Genomic DNA, 18937 nt, shown 5'->3' on the forward strand with positions numbered 1-18937 from the left:
CACGCGTGCCTTGGCCGGACGGCCGCTGGCCTCTGAACAATTAGGACCGCGGGTCGGGGTTATGGTTGGGTCAATCACAAAGCCATTTCTCGACCTCGTCAGCTGCAGGCACTTTCCGGGCTTCAACAGCGTTTGATTGCCGCCCGCTGCGTCAACGTTTCGCCCGTTCCCCCTTCCTGCTCTGCTCTGCGCAGCGACACGCTAGCCGCCCAGCTCCGCCGACAACCTTGCCGCCGCGTCCTTGATCACCGGCACAAGGTCGGCCATTTTTTCCAGCGGCATGTACGGCACGGTGCTGGCGATGCTGATGCCAGCGACGATCTGTTTGCTGGCATCCCGCACCGGCGCGGCCACGCAGCGGATCGACGGCTCGTTGTCTTCCAGATCGAATGCATAACCGCCCCGCACGTACTCGTGCATGCGCGCCTGCACCTGCTCCCAGGTCTGTTCTTCATGGGCCGGCCACAGCGGGTTTTTGCCGGTGGTCGGCACGCTGATTTCGTACAGCCGTTGCCATTCGCTTTCCGGGCTGTCCAGCAGCAACGCCTTGCCGATGCCGGTGCGCGCCAGCGGCATGCGATGGCCCACCCGCGAACGCATCTCCGGGCCATTGCGCCCAGGATTTTTATGCAGGTACAAGACTTCGTCACCGTCGCGCATCGCCAGGTGCACGGTGTCGCCGGTGAGCGCCGACAGTTCGTCGAGAAAAGGTCTGGCCAGCACCAAAATCGGCACTTCTTCCTGGGCCTGGAATCCCAGTTCGATCAACCTGGGCCCTAGTACATAACCCGTTTGCGGCAACACCCGCAGGTAACGCTCCTCCACCAGGCAACTGGCAAGCCGGTGAGTGGTGCTGCGCGTGGTGCCGATCAGCCGGGCGATTTCCTTGAGGTCGCGAGCGCCGCTGGCGACCGCCTGAATCACGCCCAGGCCGCGAATCAGCGTTTGCGTGCCGGTGGGTGCAGGGTCTTTGCCAGTGACGGCGGTGTCGGATGCATCTTGCATGGCGCGCCTTATCGAATCAGAAAACCGGCAACATTATCGTCGCCAGCCTTGAAGCCTGCCAGCGCTGTGCAGAATTTGCTCGGCGTCGGCGCAGGGTCATACCCACTCGATGCGTTCGACCTTGCCCGCCAACAGGATGTAGGACAACGCGCCGTACGCACGCTGAAAGCCCATCGCATTCTCCCCAAGATTCACCTTGGTAGCACGCGTCTGAGGGCAGATAATTAAGCCGTTTCGATGACCAAGGATTCCGCAGGCATGAGGCAAAAAGTTCTGAGACTTTCGCAAAATCACCATGGCCGTGACTTTGTCGTTGGTGACATTCACTTCAAAACCACCGACTTGTACAAAGGCCTGCGCAAACTCGGCTTTGACAGCCAGACTGACCGAGTCATCGGCGTCGGCGACCTCATTGATCGCGGCCCGGGCGTGCTCGACGGGCTCAAGCTTTTGGGCGAGCCGTGGTTTTTCACCGTAATGGGTAACCATGAACAGATGCTGATTCGGGCTTACCGTGAAAACCCGGACGCTCGTTATGTCTCTCATGGGGCTGGTTGGTGGGCAACCGTCGCCGATGAGTCGAAAGAGATGATCATCGTCAAGCTTGAGACCCTCCCTACCCTCATCGAGATCGAATCACCCCGTGGGGTCGTGGGCGTTGTACATGGGGATGTACCGAGAGGCTTGTCCTGGCAGAGGTTCGTCAACGATATCGACAACGCGCAAGTCGAAGAAATAGCCCTCTGGGGGCGAGAGCGGATCAAAAAGCATTACCGTCAAGGCGTCGCCGGCGTTTGGCGTGTTTGCACGGGTCACACGTGGATTCCAGAGCCGTTACGCCTCGGGAACGTGCTCGCGCTGGATTGCACCGGAGGCGGTGACGGCCCTCTGGGGATTTACTGCGTCCAGGACGACACCCTCTATGTCGACGGTCTTTCCGTGGCGCTTGACCAAGCTGAAGTTTTCACGGAGTTGCTTAACGATCTAGAGCGCACGCAGGCAGAACTCAACAGCATGTTGAGTGCGAGCACGCTCATCGAATCCCAACGCCTGAGTCGTAAGGCTGAAGATTTGGCGGCTCGGGCGAATACTGCCTGGCTTGCACTGCAGCCTGAGGTCGAAGCGTCTCAGAAGCTCTTGAATGAGCTCCACGGGCTCAGCCTGCTTGACGGAGAGCGTAGGGTTCTGAAGCTCGAAGAATTACGGTCTGGATACGAAAGAACCCCCATTGAAGGATTACTGAACAGGCTGTTTTGCTAGACGCGAGAGCTGCTGGCCCATAGATGACGGCCGGTTTAATCATTCAAGGCAGATGCTGCATGCTTACGTCTGACGGGATTGTTGATGTTCACTCGTGCAATCGCTCACTTCTATCCAGGAGCCATGACAGCAACAGCCCTGGAACCAGGAAGCCTAACGAGACCAAAACCCCGTGAAGTATGTGCGAGAGAGGTTCGTCGAGAGTCGCAACAAGCCTCATAGGCGAAGCGACTGGGGATAGCTGCAAGAACAAGACAACCAGCACTGCGCAAGGCCACGTCAAGCTCACACCGCGTCGCGCGCTTTGTTGCCATGCATAGCCCGCCAGCACGGCAGAGAAAGCCCCTTCAAGAATCCAGGCAACAGTTCCCAGTCTTCCCCACAGGCCATAACCGTAATGCTCAACCGAATGGGGATACAGTGCCAGATCGCTGTTATGCATAGGCCAATCAGCGATGAAGTGAGAGAAAGCTGCCGCTGCTGCCACGATTGCTACGGATCGATGCTTTACGAAAAGCAGCCCCCACACTACGGACCAGACTACAGCGGCAAGCAGCGAGTGATCCCAATCGATAAAGGTCAAATCAAAGAACAGGTAAGGCCCGCTTTTTAAATTGGGGGTGACAGTGTTAAAGCCGAGGATGATGAAGATGCCATCCAGCAGATCCAGGAAGCCAACGCCCATCAGGATGGGCATCGCAGGGATCTTGGGATAGCGGGCCTTGATTGCGAGGCCGATCGCGAAGTGACCTACGTACATTCTGTGTTCCTGATTCTGGTATGCCTGTCCTCTACAGGCTAGATGCTTCCGATACTATCCGAGCCTTCAAAACAAGATTGTCGGGTTTTAGCAATGTCGGAATTATCTGGCCAAGTCACATCTCCATCCTTCCACCTACCCCCGGAGGTGGACGCAATTTTGCTCAAGGCCTCGCGGGTCAGGACGTTGGTGAAATCTGAGGCAGTGTTCCCTCAGGGCTCTGAGCCATTGGGAATGTTTCGCGTGCATCATGGCACGTTGGGCGTCCATAGCCAGGGCGCTAGTGGACGCCAACTCTTTCTTACTCAATTGGTGTCTGGAGATTGGTTTGGCGAAGTACCACTTCTAGATGGCTTGCCGCGAGCGTATGACGTCCGCGCTGCCTCCCAGGCGACTATTGCCGTTCTTCCTGCAAGCGCGTTCTGGCAGATTATCCAGGCTCGACCAGATGTTCTACTGGCCATAACTCGCCTGGTCTGTGGCAGATTTCGAATGGCGCTCGATTGGGCCGGAAGCGCTTTCCTCGATCCTCTGCCCGTGAGGTTGGCTAGCCGACTCGCTTCATTGATCAAACGTTCAGATGTCGACGGCGGCCACTGCCTGAAAGTAAGCCAGGAAAAAATTGCGCAACAGCTTGGTGTTTCTCGTCAGAGCATCAACCGCCAGCTGAAAATTTGGGAGGCGCAAGGCTTATTGATTGTTCGATACAGCGCTATCACAATTCTCGATCTACAAAAACTGAAAGAGACAGCAGGCGGCGAGTAAGTATCCAGGTTCCCAACCACAAGCGGGGGCAGGACTGATGACTTGGAACAGGTGATGGATCATCGATGGCTGACCTTGCACGCCACAACTCGTTAAACATTGTGGCGTGTCCTGTGATTGCTCTGTCAGCAAGACAATGGGGCGCTCCCCGATAATCCAGGGTGTATTTGCCATTCGCTTGCGGTGTGTTCGCTGGTTGCATACGAAGTATCATTCGCCTTGACCAGCACTCCGTTAAATTGCGCGAACGTGATCATTGCGCCAGGGGAATCTTTGCCACTCTTGCACTTAAAGACCATTTCTGTAGATACAGAGGTGGCGCGGGGTAAGCCCGAAGTACCTTGAGCCACAAGTCTCCCTTGCGTCGTGGCTAAGTAGTGGCTCAGCTCAAGTTCCCGCCATCTATTACTTGAATACCTTTGTATTAATCATCCCGCGTAGACATGCGACTGCGGAGGTCGCCAAGCCCCTGCGCTGAACCTACTAAAGATGCGTTACTTTCTCTACAGTGAAACTAAAATGCCACCATCCCGGATTGCACCGTAATTGTGCCTGCTCCGTCTAGATGCCTCATCACAGCGCCTTGTGCCTTATTACCTGCCTGCTTAGTTACTGTTGGCTTTGTATCAAATTTGAAACAAATAAGTTGCCATCCCCTGCGCAGCGGACTATTTTCTTACGGCGCTCACTAGGGAGCTAACAAATAAAAAAGGTGTGCAGGGATGCGAAGGTTCAAGCCGTCCAATGCTGTCCGTTATTCCGTTAAACCCGCAACCACTACCGCACTTTGCGCGTTGTCTTTTACCTTTGGCTGCTCGGCTTATGCCGACTATGCAGAACAGGGGAAGTTAGGCGACGCGGCCAGTTGGCGCTCGGAAGAATTCAAGAGCGACTGGGGATTGGGCCGTATCCAGGCGGACCAGGCTTATGCCGCCGGTATCACCGGCGCCGGCGTAAAAATCGGCGCGATGGACTCAGGTTTCGACCCCTCTCATCCCGAAGCCAGCCCATCCCGCTACCATGCGATAACCGCCAACGGCACCTATGTAGATGGTTCGCCCTTTAGCATCACGGGTGCCATCAACCCCAACAACGATACCCACGGCACGCACGTGACCGGGACCATGGGCGCGGCCCGTGATGGCGTCGGCATGCATGGCGTGGCGTACAACGCGCAAATCTATGTGGCCAACACCAACCAGAGCGACAGCTTCCTGTTTGGCCCGAGCCCGGATCCGCAGTACTTCAAGGCGGCCTATGGCGCGCTGGCCGATGCCGGTGTGCGGACGATTAACAACAGTTGGGGTAGCCAGCCGCCGGATGTGACCTACGCGACGTTGAAAGGCGTACAGGCTGCCTATGTCCAGCATTACAACCGGGGCACCTGGCTGGATGAAGCGGCTAACGTCTCGCGCAAGGGCGTGATCAACGTCTTCAGTGCTGGCAATACTGGCTATGCCAACGCCAGTGTGCGGTCTGCGCTGCCCTATTTCGAGCCGGACCTAGAAGGCCACTGGCTGGCGGTGTCTGGCCTGGATAGCGCCAATGCCCAGCGCTACAACCAGTGTGGCATTGCCAAATATTGGTGCATCACCACGCCCGGTAGGCTGATCAACAGCACTGTGCCTGGCGGCGGCTATGCGCTCAAGTCCGGTACGTCCATGGCCGCGCCCCATGCCACCGGCGCGTTGGCACTGGTCATGGAGCGCTACCCTTACATGAACAACGAGCAGGCCTTGCAGGTGCTGCTCACCACCGCGACCCAGCTCGATGGTTCGGTCACCCAGGCGCCCAATGGCGCTGTGGGCTGGGGTGTAGTCAACCTGGAGCGGGCCATGCGCGGCCCGGGCCAGTTGCTGGGCACCTTCAATGCCACCCTGGGCGCCGGCCAAACCGATGTCTGGAGTAATAATATTTCTGATCAGGCGTTGATTCAGCGTCAGGCCGAGGACACTGCCGAACAGGCCGCCTGGCAGCAAACCCTGGTCAGCAGAGGTTGGCAGAACGGCGTGGCCAGCACCGCCAGCCAACAGGACCAGACCGACTACGCCGTGGGCACGGCCCGTGCTGCGGCCGCGGCTCAGCGCCAGTACCAGGGCAGCCTGATCAAGTCCGGCGCGGGCCGGTTGATCCTTGAAGGGAACAATACTTATCGCGGCGATACCCAGGTCAACGGGGGTGTGCTGTCGGTTAATGGCTCCCTGGCGTCCGCTGTGCAGGTCAATGCGGGGGGCACCTTGGGCGGCAATGGCCAGGTCGGTAACCTCACCGCGTTGAGCGGCGGGCAGGTGGCGCCGGGGAACTCCATCGGCACCCTGCAGGTGAACGGTGACGTAACCTTCGCGCCGGGCTCAACCTACGCGGTAGAGCTTTCGCCAACGGCCAGTGACCGCATTGTGGCCACCGGCAGTGCCACGGTGTCGGGGGCCAACATGACCTTGGCCCTGGACCCAACGCCGCTGGCCTTGAATGCCACGCCTGGCCAAACCCTGGTTGGCCGCCAGTACAACGTGTTGCAAGCCGCCAACGGTGTGAACGGGCAGTTCGCTGCGGTCACCTCCCACTACGCTTTCCTCGGCGGCCGGCTGGACTACGCCGCTAACGGCGTTGCACTGAATATCGAGCGCACGGCGGCTTTCGACAGCGTGGCGCAAACCCCTAACCAGGCAGCTGTGGCCTCGGCGGCCGAGCAATTGGGTGCGGGCAACGCGGTGTATGAAAACCTGCTGCTCGCGCCAAGCGCCGCCTCGGCCCGGGAGAGTTTCCAGCAGCTGTCGGGCGAGATTTACCCGGCAGTCGCCACCCAGTTGATCAACGACAGCCGCTATGTGCGTGATGCCGTTGGCGAGCGCCTGGCCGCCAGCGTATTCGGTGCCGATGCCAATACGGCAGCGCAAGACAATGTGTGGATCAAGGCCTTGGGCGCGTGGGGCAAAACGGATTCCCGTAGCGATACGGCTGGCTATACCTCATCGATTAGCGGCGTGCTGGCGGGTGTCGACGGCGACGTAGGTGACGACACGCGCCTTGGCCTGGTAGGCGGCTACAGCGACAGCTCGGTCAACATGGGCTCGGGCACCCATTCCCGTGCATCGGTAGACAGCTACCATCTGGGCGCCTACCTGGGTCATGAGATCGGCGCCTGGCGCTTGACCTTCGGCGGTGCCTACAGCTGGCACCGGATCGACGGCAGGCGCGATGTACAGGTCGGCGGCGCCAGTGGCCGGGAGAAAACCAAACACGATGCGCAAACCGCACAGGTATTCACCGAAGCGGCGTACCGCATTCAGTTGCAGCCCGCAGTGCTTGAGCCCTTCGCTAACCTGGCCTATGTACACCTTGGCACTGACAGCTTCAGCGAGAAGGGCGATGCCGCTGCGCTTGCCTCCGGCAGCGATACCCGTGAAGCCGTGCTCAGCACGCTGGGTCTACGGGCGCTTAAAACCATCGCAATCAATGATCATCAGAAGCTGGACCTCTCCGGCAGCCTGGGCTGGCAGCACAACCTGAGCGATACCGATTCAGAGCAGCACATGGCCTTTGCGGCAGGCGGCAGCAGCTTTGGCATCGAAAGCTCGCCCCTGGTGCGTGACGCGGCCCTGGTGGGCGCCCATGCCCGCATGGCGCTGAGCCGTGAGGCCAGCGTTAGCCTGGACTACAACGGCCAACTGGCCAGCCGTGAAAAAAGCCACGGCATCGGCTTGAGCCTTAACTGGCAGTTCTAAACGCAAACCGGCAGGGCGAACCAGGCCGTCGCCCGCCGCTTGCATAAGGCTGAAGGTTTCAACCTACCCATTGTTGGAAAAAGAACGACGCGGATGCCAAGGCGGCATTCGCGCGGGGTTTTGTGTGCGCTAACTAAGGACAGTTATATCTATGAAAGAGCTATTCACCACTAGACAGGTTGCTGTCAGCTCCATTCGGCACGCTATTCGGCAAGCCAATCGCGCTTCTTGCGGCGCCCTCGCCTGTTACTTGGCCACCCTCGGTGTGGCCCATGCTGCGCCTTACGTAGAAGCCGGCCAGGCCGGGAATGTCGCCAGTTGGCGCAGCCCGGAGTTCACGGCCCAATGGGGGCTGGGCGCGATCAACGCCGACCAGGCCTACGCGGCCGGTTACACCGGCAAGGGCGTGAAGTTGGGGATTTTCGATCAGCCGGTGTACGCACCGCACCCGGAATTCGCCAGCCCGGATAAGGTGATCAACCTGGTTACCAGTGGCATTCGCGAGTACACCGACCCCTATATTCCGGTAAAGGCCGGCGACGCCTTCCGCTACGATGGCACCCCTACCCCTGACTCCAACGGCCGGCTGGGTAACCATGGCACCCACGTAGGTGGCATCGCTGGCGGCAACCGAGACGGCGGGCCCATGCACGGCGTGGCCTTCAACGCCCAGATCATCAGCGCCGACAACGGCGACCCAGGCCCGGAAGACGGCATTGTGCTGGGCAACGACGGCGCGGTTTACCAGGCTGGCTGGAACGCATTGGTCAGCAGTGGCGCGCGCATCATCAATAACAGCTGGGGCATCGGCATTACCGACCGCTTTGACCAGGGCGGTCGCGACCCGGCCTTTCCGCACTTTACCGTGCAGGATGCGCAGCTGCAGTTCGATCAGATCCGACAGATCCTCGGCACTCGCCCAGGGGGCGCTTATCAGGGCGCCATCGATGCAGCGCGCAGCGGCGTGGTCACCATTTTCGCAGCAGGTAACGACTACAACCTGAACAACCCGGACGCCATGGCCGGACTCGGATATTTCGTGCCAGAGATCGCCCCCAACTGGCTGACGGTTGCTGCCTTGCAGCAAAACCCGAACGCCGCGGCCGCCGGCACCACGCCTTACACCTTGAGCACCTTTTCTTCTCGCTGCGGTTACACGGCCAGCTTCTGCGTGTCGGCGCCAGGTACGCGGATCTACAGCTCCGTGCTCAACGGCACCAGCCTGCAAGACCTGACCGTGGGCTGGGCCAACAAAAACGGTACCTCCATGGCCGCGCCCCATGTCGCGGGCAGCATGGCAGTACTGATGGAGCGCTTCCCCTACATGACCGGCGCACAGGTGGCCGACGTGTTGAAAACCACCGCCACCGACCTCGGCGCGCCTGGCGTGGACGCACTGTATGGCTGGGGCATGATCAACCTGGGCAAGGCCGTCAACGGCCCGAGCATGTTCGTCACCGAGGCGGATATTCCCGCCGAGTTTCGTATCAGTGGCGCCTATGGCGACAGCCAGTTCGTTGCCAACCTGCCGGGCACCGGCGCGGTGGTCGATGCCGGTAAACCGACCCAGCGCCTCTGCAGCGGGCCACAATGCGGGCGGGACGTGTGGAGCAATGTCATATCCGGGCATGGCGGCTTGACCAAGCTGGGTATCGGTACCTTGGTGCTGACCGGCGCCAACACCTACAGCGGCCCAACCCTGGTCAATGAAGGGCGCCTGGCGGTCAACGGTTCGCTGGCCTCGGCGGTGACCGTCAACGACACGGGCATACTGGGCGGCAACGGCAGGGTCGCGTCCCTTGCTGCCAACCTTGGCGGTACGGTGGCGCCGGGCAATTCCGTGGGCACCTTACAGGTGGCGGGGGACCTTAACCTGGCGCCCGGGGCTGTGTATGCGGTGGAGTTGTCGCCCGCTGGCAGCGACCGCATCATCGCCGGCGGACAGGCTACAGTGAGCGGTGCGACCATGGCCCTCTCGCTGGAAAACGGCGCCAGCTTCACCACAAGCGAGGTCAACAGCCTGATCGGCCGGCCGTTCAGCGTGCTGCAAGCCGCTGGCGGCGTGCAGGGCCAGTTTGGGTCGGTGCTGGATAACTACGCTTTCCTGGATGGCAACCTGGCCTACAGCGGTACGGGCGTTGCCCTGGCCCTGGAGCGCAACGGGGACAGCTTCGCCAGCGCCGCGCAAACCGCTAACCAGGCAAACGTCGCGGCGGCCGCCGAGCAATTAGGGGCCGGTAACGCGGTGTACGAAGAGCTGCTGTTGAGCCCTGATTCGGCTACCGCCCGGCGTGCCTACACCCAGTTGTCCGGCGAAGTGCACCCGGCCATCGCCACTCAGTTGATCAACGACAGCCGCCAGGTACGCGATGCCGTAGGTGATCGCCTGCGCGTCGAAGGGCTGTACGACCAGCCTGCGGCGGGCGTTGAAGGCAACAACCTGTGGGTGAAAGGCCTGGGCGCCTGGGGCAAGAACGCCGGCAGCAGCGACAGCGCCAGTTCAACCTCATCCCTGGGCGGCCTGCTCGCCGGTGTGGACGGCCTGGTGGCTGAGCACACCCGGTTGGGCGCCATGGTCGGTTACAGCGATACCTCGTTAGGCATGGGTGACGACACCCATTCCAGCGCCTCGGCCGATAGCTACCATCTGGGTGCGTACATTGGCCACGAGGAAGGGCCGTTGCGCCTGACCGCAGGTGCATCCCATAGCTGGCACCGCATTGACGTCAAGCGAGACCTGCAACTGGGTACTTCGGCCGACCGCCTGAAGGTCAAGCGCGACGCGCAATCGACCCAGGTGTTCACCGAAGCGGCCTATCGCCTCAACCTGCAGCCTTTGGCGCTGGAGCCTTTCGCCAACCTGGCCTACGTTCACTTCGACAGCGACAGCTTTACGGAGAAGGGAGGCGCCACGGCGCTCAAGGGGAATGACGACACCCGCGACACGGTGCTGTCCACGCTGGGCGTACGTGCCGGTAGCCGGTTCAACCTCACCGATACCCAGAAACTGGACGTCTCAGGTACGTTGGGCTGGCAGCATAACCTGAGCGATACCTCGGCCGAGCAGCACCTGGCTTTTGCCAGTGGAGTGAATACCTTTGCCGTGCAAAGCGTGTCCATGGACCGGGACGCCGCCGTCGTGGGCGCCCGCGCCAGCCTTGTCTTGAACCGGGATGCGCGGATCGATCTGGACTACAACGGCCTGCTGGGCGCCCGGGATAAAACCCACGGCGTAGGGCTGTCGCTGAATTGGGCGTTCTAACCGCAAGCGCTGCCTGAAAGCCTGCGCCAGCTCAGGTGCTCTTGCCTGATACTAAAAACCGTTTGAAGGGTCCACTTCGACCCTTCAAACGGTTCAGAAGCGATCCGGTAGAGCGCCTGAGCACCTGCGCGAAAGATTGCTCCCTTCGATCTAGACCACCCCTCAAGCCCGGTCTTACCCAGGCATTGACGGCTTCCATGCCTCTCTCAAGCAAATGTCCGTCACCGGGCACGTGATTGACGTCCCTCATTACGTATCGACAGGGTCATGACAACTCGATGCGTTCCACCTTGCCCACCAACAGGATGTAGGACAACGCCCCAAGCAGCGCCAGAACGGCGATGTAAGTGATCGCCGGCGCAAAGGAATCACCCGACGCCAGGAAGCCGATGACGATCGGGGTGGCGATTGCCGCCAGGTTGCCGATCAGGTTGAACGTGCCGCCGGTCAGTCCCAACAGCCGCGCCGGGGCGAGGGTCGAGACCAGCGACCAAGTGATCGACGCCAGGCCATTACCGAAGAAGGCCAGCGCCAGGAAAGCGATCACCAGCGGGGTCGAGTCGACGTAGTTGGCGCCGATGATCGAGGTGGAAATCAGCAGACCGGCGATGATCGGCGTCTTGCGCGCGAAGCCGACGGTATGACCGCGACGAATCAGCCAGTCGGAAAAGAATCCCGAGCAGAGCACGCCGACGAAGGCCGCGAGGAACGGCAGCGACGCCAGCAAGCCGGACTTGATGAAGTCCATGCCGCGGTATTTGACCAGGTAGGTCGGGAACCAGGTGAGGAAGAACCACAGCGTCGAGTTCAGGCAGAACTGGCCCAGGTAGATGCCCCACAGCTTGCGCTTGGTCAGCACGATGCCGAGGTCCTGCCAGCTGAAACCGCTTTTGCGTTTCGAGGCATCGGTCTGCATGTCGACCAGGCCGCCGCCATCCTTGATCAGGTCAATCTCGCCCTGATTGATGCCCTTAAAATCGCGGGGCTCGCGGTAAACCATGTACCAGATAGCTGCCCAGAGCACGCCGACGGCGCCGGTGGCCACGAACACCATGTGCCAGCCGTAGCGGGTCTGTAACCACGCGAGCACAGGGGTCAGGAAGGCCAGGCCGACGAACTGGCCGGAGGTGTAAAAGCCGACGGCGGTGGCGCGTTCTTTTTCAGGGAACCAGGCGGTGACGACGCGGCTGTTGATCGGATAGGCCGGGGCCTCCAGCGCGCCGACGGCCATGCGCAAAATGAACAGGCCGATGAAGCTGCCAACGAAGCCGAGAAAAATGGTCGCAATGGACCACAGCGCCAGTGCCACGGTGTAGAGAATGCGCGGCGGAACGCGATCCACCAGCCAGCCACCGGGGAGCTGCATGGCGGCGTAGGTCCAGCCGAACGCGGAGAAGATCAGACCGACGTGCACCGGGTCGATGCCCAGCTCGCTGGTCAGTGCGGGCGCGGCGATGGACAGGTTGCTGCGGTCGAGGTAGTTGATCACCACGGTGATGAACAGCAGCACCATGATGAAGAAGCGTTTGCGGGTCGGCGTGGCGGTGGTCGCCCGCGCTTGGGAAGCAGTCTGTGTGCGCAAGGGAAGTGCCTCTTTTTATGGTTATCTGAGGTCTGGAGTTTTTTGGTGTAAGTGAGCCGTGAAAAGCTTCGTGAGCAAGCTCACTCCCACGTGAGGGTCAGCCACAGTCCCTGTGGGAGCGAGCTTGCTCGCGAATGATTGTTCCCACGCAGAGCGCGGGAACGATCAAGTCAGCACAGACGGATCACCACTCGGCAAAGCTGCCGTCGGCGTGGCGCCAGATCGGGTTGCGCCAGCGGTGGCCGATGGCGGCGCGTTCCTTGACGTACTCTTCGTTGATCTCGATGCCCAGGCCCGGGCCGTTCGGGATCTTCACCATGCCTTTGTCGTAGTCGAAGACTTCGGGGTTCTTGATGTAGTCGAGCAGGTCGTTGCTTTCGTTGTAGTGAATGCCCAGGCTCTGCTCCTGAATGAACGCGTTGTAGCAAACGGCGTCCAGCTGCAGGCACGCCGCCAGCGCGATCGGACCCAGCGGGCAATGCAGGGCCAGCGCCACGTCATAGGCTTCGGCCATGTTGGCGATCTTGCGGGTTTCGGTGATACCGCCGGCGTGGGAAGCATCCGGCTGGATGATGTCGACGTAACCTTCGCTCAACACGCGTTTGAAATCCCAACGGGAGAACAGACGCTCGCCCAGGGCAATCGGCGTGCTGGTCAGCGGCGCCAGTTCCTTCAGCGCTTCGTAGTTCTCGCTGAGCACCGGCTCTTCGATGAACATCAGCTTGTACGGGTCCAGCTCTTTCATCAGCACTTTAGCCATCGGCTTGTGCACGCGACCGTGGAAGTCGACGCCGATGCCGACGTTCGGGCCCACGGCATCACGCACGGCGGCGACGTTGGCCAGGGCCAGATCGACCTTGTCGAAGGTGTCGAGGAACTGCAGCTCTTCGGTGCCGTTCATTTTCACCGCAGTGAAGCCACGCTCGACCGCTTCTTTCGCGGCACGGGCGGTGTCAGCCGGACGGTCGCCGCCGATCCACGAATACACCCGGATCTTGTCACGCACCTGGCCGCCGAGCAGGTCGCTGACCGACACGCCCAGGGCCTTGCCCTTGATGTCCCACAGCGCCTGATCGATGCCCGCCAGCGCGCTCATGTGAATGGCGCCGCCCCGGTAGAAGCCGCCGCGATAGAGGACGGTCCAGATGTCTTCGATGTTGCGCGGGTCTTTGCCGATCAGATAGTCGGACAGTTCCTCAACCGCTGCAGCCACGGTGTGCGCGCGGCCCTCGACCACAGGCTCGCCCCAACCGGTAACGCCCTGGTCGGTTTCGACTTTCAGGAAGCACCAGCGCGGCGGAACGATGTAAGTCGTGAGTTTGGTGATTTTCATGTCTTGTCTCTCTTATTCAAAAACACATGCTGTTAGCGCACTTGCTCAAAAACACAGCCTCGATGGCGCAACGAGCGGGTCAGTCACTGGTTGTTGGCAGGCTTGTGCTGGTGCCAGGCGTCGACATAGGCCTTGGCGCTCCTGGCCACGTCCTCGGCGCTCATGCCCGGCTTGAACAGCCCCGAACCCAGTCCGAAACCAGACACGCCGGCGTCGAGGAAGACTTTCATGTTGTCCGGGGTGATGCCGCCCACCGGAATCAGCGCCGTACCGGCCGGCAACACCGCCAGCCAGGCCTTGACCACCGCCGGGCCCATTTGCTCGGCAGGGAACATCTTCAGTACGTCGGCGCCTTCGGCCAGTGCGGCGAAGGCCTCGGTCGGTGTCGCTACGCCCGGGAAGAGAAACAGGCCTTCCGCCTTCGCCGCGCGCAGGACCTTCGGGTCACTGTGGGGCATGACGATGACCTGGCCGCCAGCTTCCTTGACCTGGCGCACTTGCTCCGGCGTCAGCACCGTGCCCGCACCGATCAGGCAATCGGCGGGCAAGCTCTGACGCAGCAAGCGGATGCTGTCGTACGGCTGCGGGGAATTGAGCGGCACTTCGATGACGCGGAAACCGGCGGTGTACAGGACATCACCGATGGCCGGCGCTTCTTCGGGGCGCAGGCCGCGCAGAATCGCGACCAGGCCGTTTTGCACGAGGGCTTGCTTGAGCATGTCAGTTCTCTACGTGAAGGGGCCGGGCAGCGGCCGAAGAGGAGGATTGAATCAGACCGGCCTGCACCGCAACCTGCCAGAGGCCACGCTCGGTGGCTTGCTCCGCCAGGGTCACTCGGGCAAAACCGTTGGCATCGAGGGCGCGCTGATAGCGGGCGATCAGCGCGTCGCTGCCGATCAGGATAACGTCAGGCAATTGCGCGTCGGTTTGGCGCAGCAGTTGCGCCAGCGCGACGATTTCATGGCCGATCAACAGGCCGGACAGGTAATCGGATTGTGCGGTACCGGACAGCACGCCGGTCAAACCGAGCGTACGGCAACTGAAGATGGTCGACAGCGGACCCGCCGCGCCATTGGCCGACCGCGACACCGCCACGCCTCGGTCAAACGCTTCAGCGTCGAGGGTCTCGCTGCGCTGCATCGTGCGGCCAAGAATCGTGTGGCTGGACAGCGCGGCGTAGACCTCGCCGGTCATGAAGGTGTCGAAATGCTCGATTCGGCCGTCCACCGCCCTCACCCACTTCGAGTGGCTGCCGGGCAGGCCGATCAACAGGGGTTTGGCGGCTTCGCTGGCGGGCAAAGAGTCGAGAATGCCGAGGACCTGGGTTTCTTCGCCGCGCATCACGTTGGGCAGCTCGGAGCGCTGCAGGATGCCGGGAATGATGTGAACGTCGACGCCGCGCACGCTGCGCACCGTGACCAGCGCGGAGCTGAGCGCTGCGACGCTGGCGGGGGTCTGCTGATAGACCGCTTCGCGCCAGCCCTGGGCGCTGCCGACCATGCCGCAGGCGATCACCGGCAGCGTCGGTTCGGCGTCGAGCCAGTTGCCGCAGGCTTCGTCAAAAGCCAGCTCGAAGCCGTTGGAAACCTGCTGCCCGCCAATCGAACGGGGTGTCGATGGCAGCTGCATGATGCCCGCGCTGAGCGAACGTTGTTCCAGTACCCGGCCGTGTTCGCCGAGTCGATACGCGCGAAGGGAGGTCGTCCCCCAATCGAGCGCGATCAATTGCGCCTGCATGGCTTCACCTGATTGTTATTAATGAGTGAATGCGGGGCGAACTATAAACCTGTTGCGCTGGCAATCTCAATATATAACGGTCAATCCCATATATTGGGATTTTCTGACAGTAGGATGTCGATGATTGCTGTTCCGAACGGGTTTGCGGTTCGGGCATACTGCTGTCCGTGGCTGGCAAAACTTTCACGAACACCGTGTTAGCGTCGGCGTCGAAATAGCTGTGCCTCACCTCCTGTTTTCAATCTGCTCAAACCACTCATCAGCCTCAGTGCCGAAGGTGGTAACTTTCCTGTCTGTCCCTGCCATTGCCTGCCCTGCACACCTGCTGGCGCCTGTTCGCGTGCCCGCACGCCTGACTCATCTGAAAAAGGATCCTCACGATGAAGCGATTCGTCGCGCTCGACAGCCTGCGCGGTCTCTGCGCCCTGACCTTGATCGTTCATCACTCGCACATCGAGCGAAGCCTCACGGAGCTATCGTTTTTCCGTAATGCCAGTCAGTTCGCCGGTCTGTTCTTCGCCCTGAGCGGTTTTCTGATTTACCGGCGCTACGTCGGCACGCTGAATACCTCGCGGCAGCTGGGCGACTTCATGCTTGCTCGCGCCTGCCGGGTCATGCCGCTGCACATTGCGGTGCTGTTGTTCTTCATCGGATTCGAGTGCCTGAAGCTGGTGCTGGAGCGCTACGGGCTGCTGTTGAATTTCCCGGCCTTCAGTGGTGACCGTGCGCCTGGGGAGATCTTGCCTAATCTGTTGCTGATTCAGGCCTGGTGGCCGGGCTTCAATGCGCTGTCGTTCAACTACCCGTCGTGGTGGCTCAGCGTCGCGTTTTATCTGTGGCTGATCTTCGGGGTGGTCTGCTACGCACTGCCGGGCATGGCGCGTGTGGTGTTTCCGCTGCTGGGCGGGTTGGCGTTTGTCGGCTTGTTCGTGGATTCCGATCTGCTGACGCGCTATGTGCTGTGGGGCGCGGCGTGTTTTTTTGCGGGTACGGTGACCTATCGGCTGTATGCACGGCTGCGGAGTTTCGTGCCGGGGATGGTGCTGGCCAGTGTGCTTGAGGTGGGGGTATTGGCAGCGATCGGCTGGCTGATGGTGGCCGGCGACGCTCCGCTGACGATTGAGCTGTCGCTGCTGTTTTGCCTGGCCATTCTGGTGTTCGCCTGGGAAGCCGGGGTGGTGTCGCGGCTGTTGCAGGTGCGGGTGTTCCCGGCGCTGGGCCGGTTGTGGCTGTCGATTTACCTGACCCATGCGGCGGTGATTTTCGTGGTCGCGACGGGGCTGACGGTGGCCGCGAAGTTTGGCGGGTATCCGTTGTTGGTGGACAAGCCGGGTGAGATGCCGGGGACGTTGGTGCGGTATCTGAGCACGGGCAGTGCGCTGAACGACAATCTGTTGTTGCTGTTGGTGGTAGTGGCAGTTGTGGTGGTCTCGATGGTGGTTCACCGGTATGTCGAAGTGCCCGGGATGGGGTTTGCGGCGGAGCTAAGATCAAGGTCAAGAGCGTCTGCCTAACGGCAGACGTTTCGCCTTCGGCGAGTTACTTGGAAAAGCACCCCAAGTAACCAAGGGTGCTTGCTCCTGGCTAGGTTCCTCCTTCGTCGGAATACCCTCACTCCGACGACGCTCCGTGGACCCGCGCCGAACGGACATCCATGTCCTAGCGGCGCTCTCGCCGCATCCCTGCGGCTCGGCCCACTGCGCGTCGTCTGCGTTCGGCCTGCACCCAAGTCGCGTTTGGCGGTGTCTGGAATTTCTGTGTCTGAAGATCAAGAGCAGATCAAACGCGAAGAACTGGTGGGAGTGAGCTTGCTCAGAGGTCGGTACATCCACCGCGTATCTGGTGTCTGAGATAAAGCATTCGCGAGCAAGCTCGCTCCCACAGGAAGTGTGTCCGATCAGCAATACTGGCAGCACCCAGACAGCCCTCTTCCCGACTAAAGCCGGTCCCACTAACAGCAAGCACCACGTACCCCTGTAGGACCGGCTTCAGCCGGGAAGCTGTTGCCGTTGCTGTTGCTATCGCCTCTGCTTTTGATCTTCATACGCAGAAGGCTCAATCACCGCAGAACGCGACTTTGGTGCAGGCTGAACGGAGGTTTCGCGGAGTGGGTCGAGCCGCATGGATGCGGCGAGAGCGCCGTCAGGGCATGGATGCCCGTTCGGCGCGGGCCCACGGAGCGGGACCGGAGTGAAGGAACCCGACGAAGTCGGGCCCAACCAGGAGCAGGCACCCTTGGTTACTTGGGGTGCTTTTCCAAGTAACTCGCCGAAGGCGAAACGTCTGCCCCCAGGCAGACGCTCTTGACCTTCATACGCGGGCTGCGGGTATCAACGCTCTAGCAGAATCCGCAACATCCGACGCAACGGCTCGGCCGCGCCCCACAACAACTGGTCGCCCACGGTAAACGCGCCCAGATACTGCGAACCCATGTTCAACTTGCGCAAACGCCCCACCGGAATATTCAACGTCCCGGTCACCGACGTCGGGCTCAGCTCCTGAATGCTCGCTTCGCGATTATTCGGCACAAGCTTCACCCACGGGTTGTGCTGACTGATCATCCCCTCGATATCCGCGATCGGCACATCCTTGTTCAGCTTGATCGTCAGCGCCTGACTGTGGCACCGCATTGCACCGATGCGCACGCAAATACCGTCGACCGGAATCGGGCTCTTGAAACGACCCAGAATCTTGTTCGTCTCCGCCTGCCCTTTCCACTCCTCACGGCTCTGACCGTTCGGCAGCTCCTTGTCGATCCACGGGATCAGACTGCCCGCCAGCGGCACCCCGAAATTCTCGGTCGGGAATCCCTCGCCACGCATCGCCTCAGCCACCTTGCGGTCGATGTCCAGAATCGCGCTGGCAGGGTTCGCCAGCTCGTCGGCCACCGACGCATTGATTGCGCCCATCTGCTTGATCAGCTCACGCATGTTCTGCGCACCGGCGCCGGAAGCGGCCTGATACGTCATGACGTTCATCCACTCCACCAGACCGGCCTCGAACAGCCCGCCTAGCCCCATCAGCATCAGGCTGACGGTGCAGTTGCCGCCGATGTAGTTCTTGGTGCCGGCATCCAGCTGCTGGTCGATGACCTTGCGGTTGACCGGATCGAGGATGATCACGGCATCGTCCTGCATGCGCAGGGAAGACGCCGCGTCGATCCAGTAACCCTGCCAGCCCGCCTCGCGCAGCTTGGGGAAAACCTCGTTGGTGTAGTCGCCGCCCTGGCAGGTCAGCACCACGTCCAGGGTCTTGAGCTCGTCGATGCTGTAGGCATCTTTCAGCGGCGCGACGTCCTTGCCCACCGACGGGCCTTGGCCGCCGACGTTGGAGGTGGTGAAAAAAACCGGCTCAATGAGATCGAAATCCTGCTCTTCCAGCATGCGCTGCATGAGCACGGAACCGACCATCCCGCGCCAACCGACCAGACCTACACGTTTCATCGCAACTACACCTTAATTAAAAGTGGGGCCCCGACCGCAGAGAGCCATAGGGCTCAACCTGACAG

At 61.0% G+C, this 18937-nt stretch carries 12 protein-coding genes; 5 read left to right on the plus strand and 7 right to left on the minus strand.

Going from position 1 to position 18937, the window contains the following annotated elements:
* Nucleotides 1-201: 201 nt before the first annotated feature.
* On the minus strand, nucleotides 202-1005 hold the full coding sequence (locus IFT47_RS06995) for an IclR family transcriptional regulator (RefSeq protein ID WP_192174876.1): 804 nt from the start codon (nucleotides 1003-1005) through the stop codon (nucleotides 202-204).
* Between the two features lie 237 nt (nucleotides 1006-1242).
* Here IFT47_RS06995 and IFT47_RS07000 point away from each other — a divergent pair, with 237 nt between their 5' ends.
* The gene (locus IFT47_RS07000; protein ID WP_244656073.1) at nucleotides 1243-2265 is read left to right on the plus strand and encodes a metallophosphoesterase; all 1023 of its coding nucleotides are present in this window, start codon (nucleotides 1243-1245) and stop codon (nucleotides 2263-2265) included.
* Between the two features lie 88 nt (nucleotides 2266-2353).
* Here IFT47_RS07000 and IFT47_RS07005 read toward each other — a convergent pair whose 3' ends face one another.
* Nucleotides 2354-3025, minus strand: a complete 672-nt coding sequence (locus IFT47_RS07005; RefSeq protein WP_192174875.1) for a hypothetical protein — start codon at nucleotides 3023-3025, stop codon at nucleotides 2354-2356.
* A 93-nt stretch (nucleotides 3026-3118) separates the two neighbouring features.
* Here IFT47_RS07005 and IFT47_RS07010 point away from each other — a divergent pair, with 93 nt between their 5' ends.
* The 3 genes from IFT47_RS07010 to IFT47_RS07020 all read left to right on the plus strand — a co-directional run bounded on the left by IFT47_RS07010 (nucleotide 3119) and on the right by IFT47_RS07020 (nucleotide 10777).
* Complete coding sequence (locus IFT47_RS07010; protein WP_192174874.1) at nucleotides 3119-3790, plus strand: Crp/Fnr family transcriptional regulator; 672 nt, start codon at nucleotides 3119-3121, stop codon at nucleotides 3788-3790.
* A gap of 722 nt (nucleotides 3791-4512) precedes the next feature.
* On the plus strand, nucleotides 4513-7515 hold the full coding sequence (eprS, locus tag IFT47_RS07015) for an autotransporter serine peptidase EprS (protein ID WP_192174873.1): 3003 nt from the start codon (nucleotides 4513-4515) through the stop codon (nucleotides 7513-7515).
* A 151-nt stretch (nucleotides 7516-7666) separates the two neighbouring features.
* Nucleotides 7667-10777 (plus strand): autotransporter domain-containing protein, encoded by a 3111-nt coding sequence (locus IFT47_RS07020; RefSeq protein WP_192174872.1) that lies wholly within the window; start codon nucleotides 7667-7669, stop codon nucleotides 10775-10777.
* 265 nt (nucleotides 10778-11042) lie between these two features.
* Here the strand turns inward: IFT47_RS07020 and IFT47_RS07025 are convergent, their stop codons facing one another.
* From IFT47_RS07025 to IFT47_RS07040, 4 genes are all read right to left on the minus strand, one after another.
* Nucleotides 11043-12290, minus strand: coding sequence for an MFS transporter (locus tag IFT47_RS07025; protein ID WP_244656074.1), 1248 nt, complete (start codon nucleotides 12288-12290; stop codon nucleotides 11043-11045).
* A 253-nt stretch (nucleotides 12291-12543) separates the two neighbouring features.
* The gene (dgoD, locus tag IFT47_RS07030; RefSeq protein WP_065986272.1) at nucleotides 12544-13692 is read right to left on the minus strand and encodes a galactonate dehydratase; all 1149 of its coding nucleotides are present in this window, start codon (nucleotides 13690-13692) and stop codon (nucleotides 12544-12546) included.
* An 83-nt stretch (nucleotides 13693-13775) separates the two neighbouring features.
* On the minus strand, nucleotides 13776-14411 hold the full coding sequence (locus tag IFT47_RS07035; protein WP_192174870.1) for a 2-dehydro-3-deoxy-6-phosphogalactonate aldolase: 636 nt from the start codon (nucleotides 14409-14411) through the stop codon (nucleotides 13776-13778).
* Nucleotide 14412: 1 nt separating this feature from the next.
* The gene (locus IFT47_RS07040; protein WP_192174869.1) at nucleotides 14413-15429 is read right to left on the minus strand and encodes a 2-dehydro-3-deoxygalactonokinase; all 1017 of its coding nucleotides are present in this window, start codon (nucleotides 15427-15429) and stop codon (nucleotides 14413-14415) included.
* Nucleotides 15430-15809: 380 nt separating this feature from the next.
* Between IFT47_RS07040 and IFT47_RS07045 the strand changes: the two genes are divergently transcribed.
* Nucleotides 15810-16943 (plus strand): acyltransferase family protein, encoded by a 1134-nt coding sequence (locus IFT47_RS07045; protein WP_192174868.1) that lies wholly within the window; start codon nucleotides 15810-15812, stop codon nucleotides 16941-16943.
* 816 nt (nucleotides 16944-17759) lie between these two features.
* Here the strand turns inward: IFT47_RS07045 and asd are convergent.
* Nucleotides 17760-18872, minus strand: a complete 1113-nt coding sequence (asd, locus tag IFT47_RS07050) for an aspartate-semialdehyde dehydrogenase (protein ID WP_192174867.1) — start codon at nucleotides 18870-18872, stop codon at nucleotides 17760-17762.
* Nucleotides 18873-18937: the final 65 nt, after the last annotated feature.

Origin of the sequence: Pseudomonas sp. CFBP 13711 (genome assembly GCF_014842265.1) — a bacterium.
Classification (GTDB): domain Bacteria; phylum Pseudomonadota; class Gammaproteobacteria; order Pseudomonadales; family Pseudomonadaceae; genus Aquipseudomonas.

Excerpts from the sequence above, each read along its gene's own strand:
- IFT47_RS06995 (WP_192174876.1), bottom strand. The coding sequence starts at position 1,005 with ATGCAAGATGCATCCGACACCGCCGTCACTGGCAAAGACCCTGCACCC.
- IFT47_RS07000 (WP_244656073.1), top strand. The coding sequence starts at position 1,243 with ATGACCAAGGATTCCGCAGGCATGAGGCAAAAAGTTCTGAGACTTTCG.
- IFT47_RS07005 (WP_192174875.1), bottom strand. The coding sequence starts at position 3,025 with ATGTACGTAGGTCACTTCGCGATCGGCCTCGCAATCAAGGCCCGCTAT.
- IFT47_RS07010 (WP_192174874.1), top strand. The coding sequence starts at position 3,119 with ATGTCGGAATTATCTGGCCAAGTCACATCTCCATCCTTCCACCTACCC.
- eprS (WP_192174873.1), top strand. The coding sequence starts at position 4,513 with ATGCGAAGGTTCAAGCCGTCCAATGCTGTCCGTTATTCCGTTAAACCC.
- IFT47_RS07020 (WP_192174872.1), top strand. The coding sequence starts at position 7,667 with ATGAAAGAGCTATTCACCACTAGACAGGTTGCTGTCAGCTCCATTCGG.
- IFT47_RS07025 (WP_244656074.1), bottom strand. The coding sequence starts at position 12,290 with ATGGTGCTGCTGTTCATCACCGTGGTGATCAACTACCTCGACCGCAGC.
- dgoD (WP_065986272.1), bottom strand. The coding sequence starts at position 13,692 with ATGAAAATCACCAAACTCACGACTTACATCGTTCCGCCGCGCTGGTGC.
- IFT47_RS07035 (WP_192174870.1), bottom strand. The coding sequence starts at position 14,411 with ATGCTCAAGCAAGCCCTCGTGCAAAACGGCCTGGTCGCGATTCTGCGC.
- IFT47_RS07040 (WP_192174869.1), bottom strand. The coding sequence starts at position 15,429 with ATGCAGGCGCAATTGATCGCGCTCGATTGGGGGACGACCTCCCTTCGC.
- IFT47_RS07045 (WP_192174868.1), top strand. The coding sequence starts at position 15,810 with ATGAAGCGATTCGTCGCGCTCGACAGCCTGCGCGGTCTCTGCGCCCTG.
- asd (WP_192174867.1), bottom strand. The coding sequence starts at position 18,872 with ATGAAACGTGTAGGTCTGGTCGGTTGGCGCGGGATGGTCGGTTCCGTG.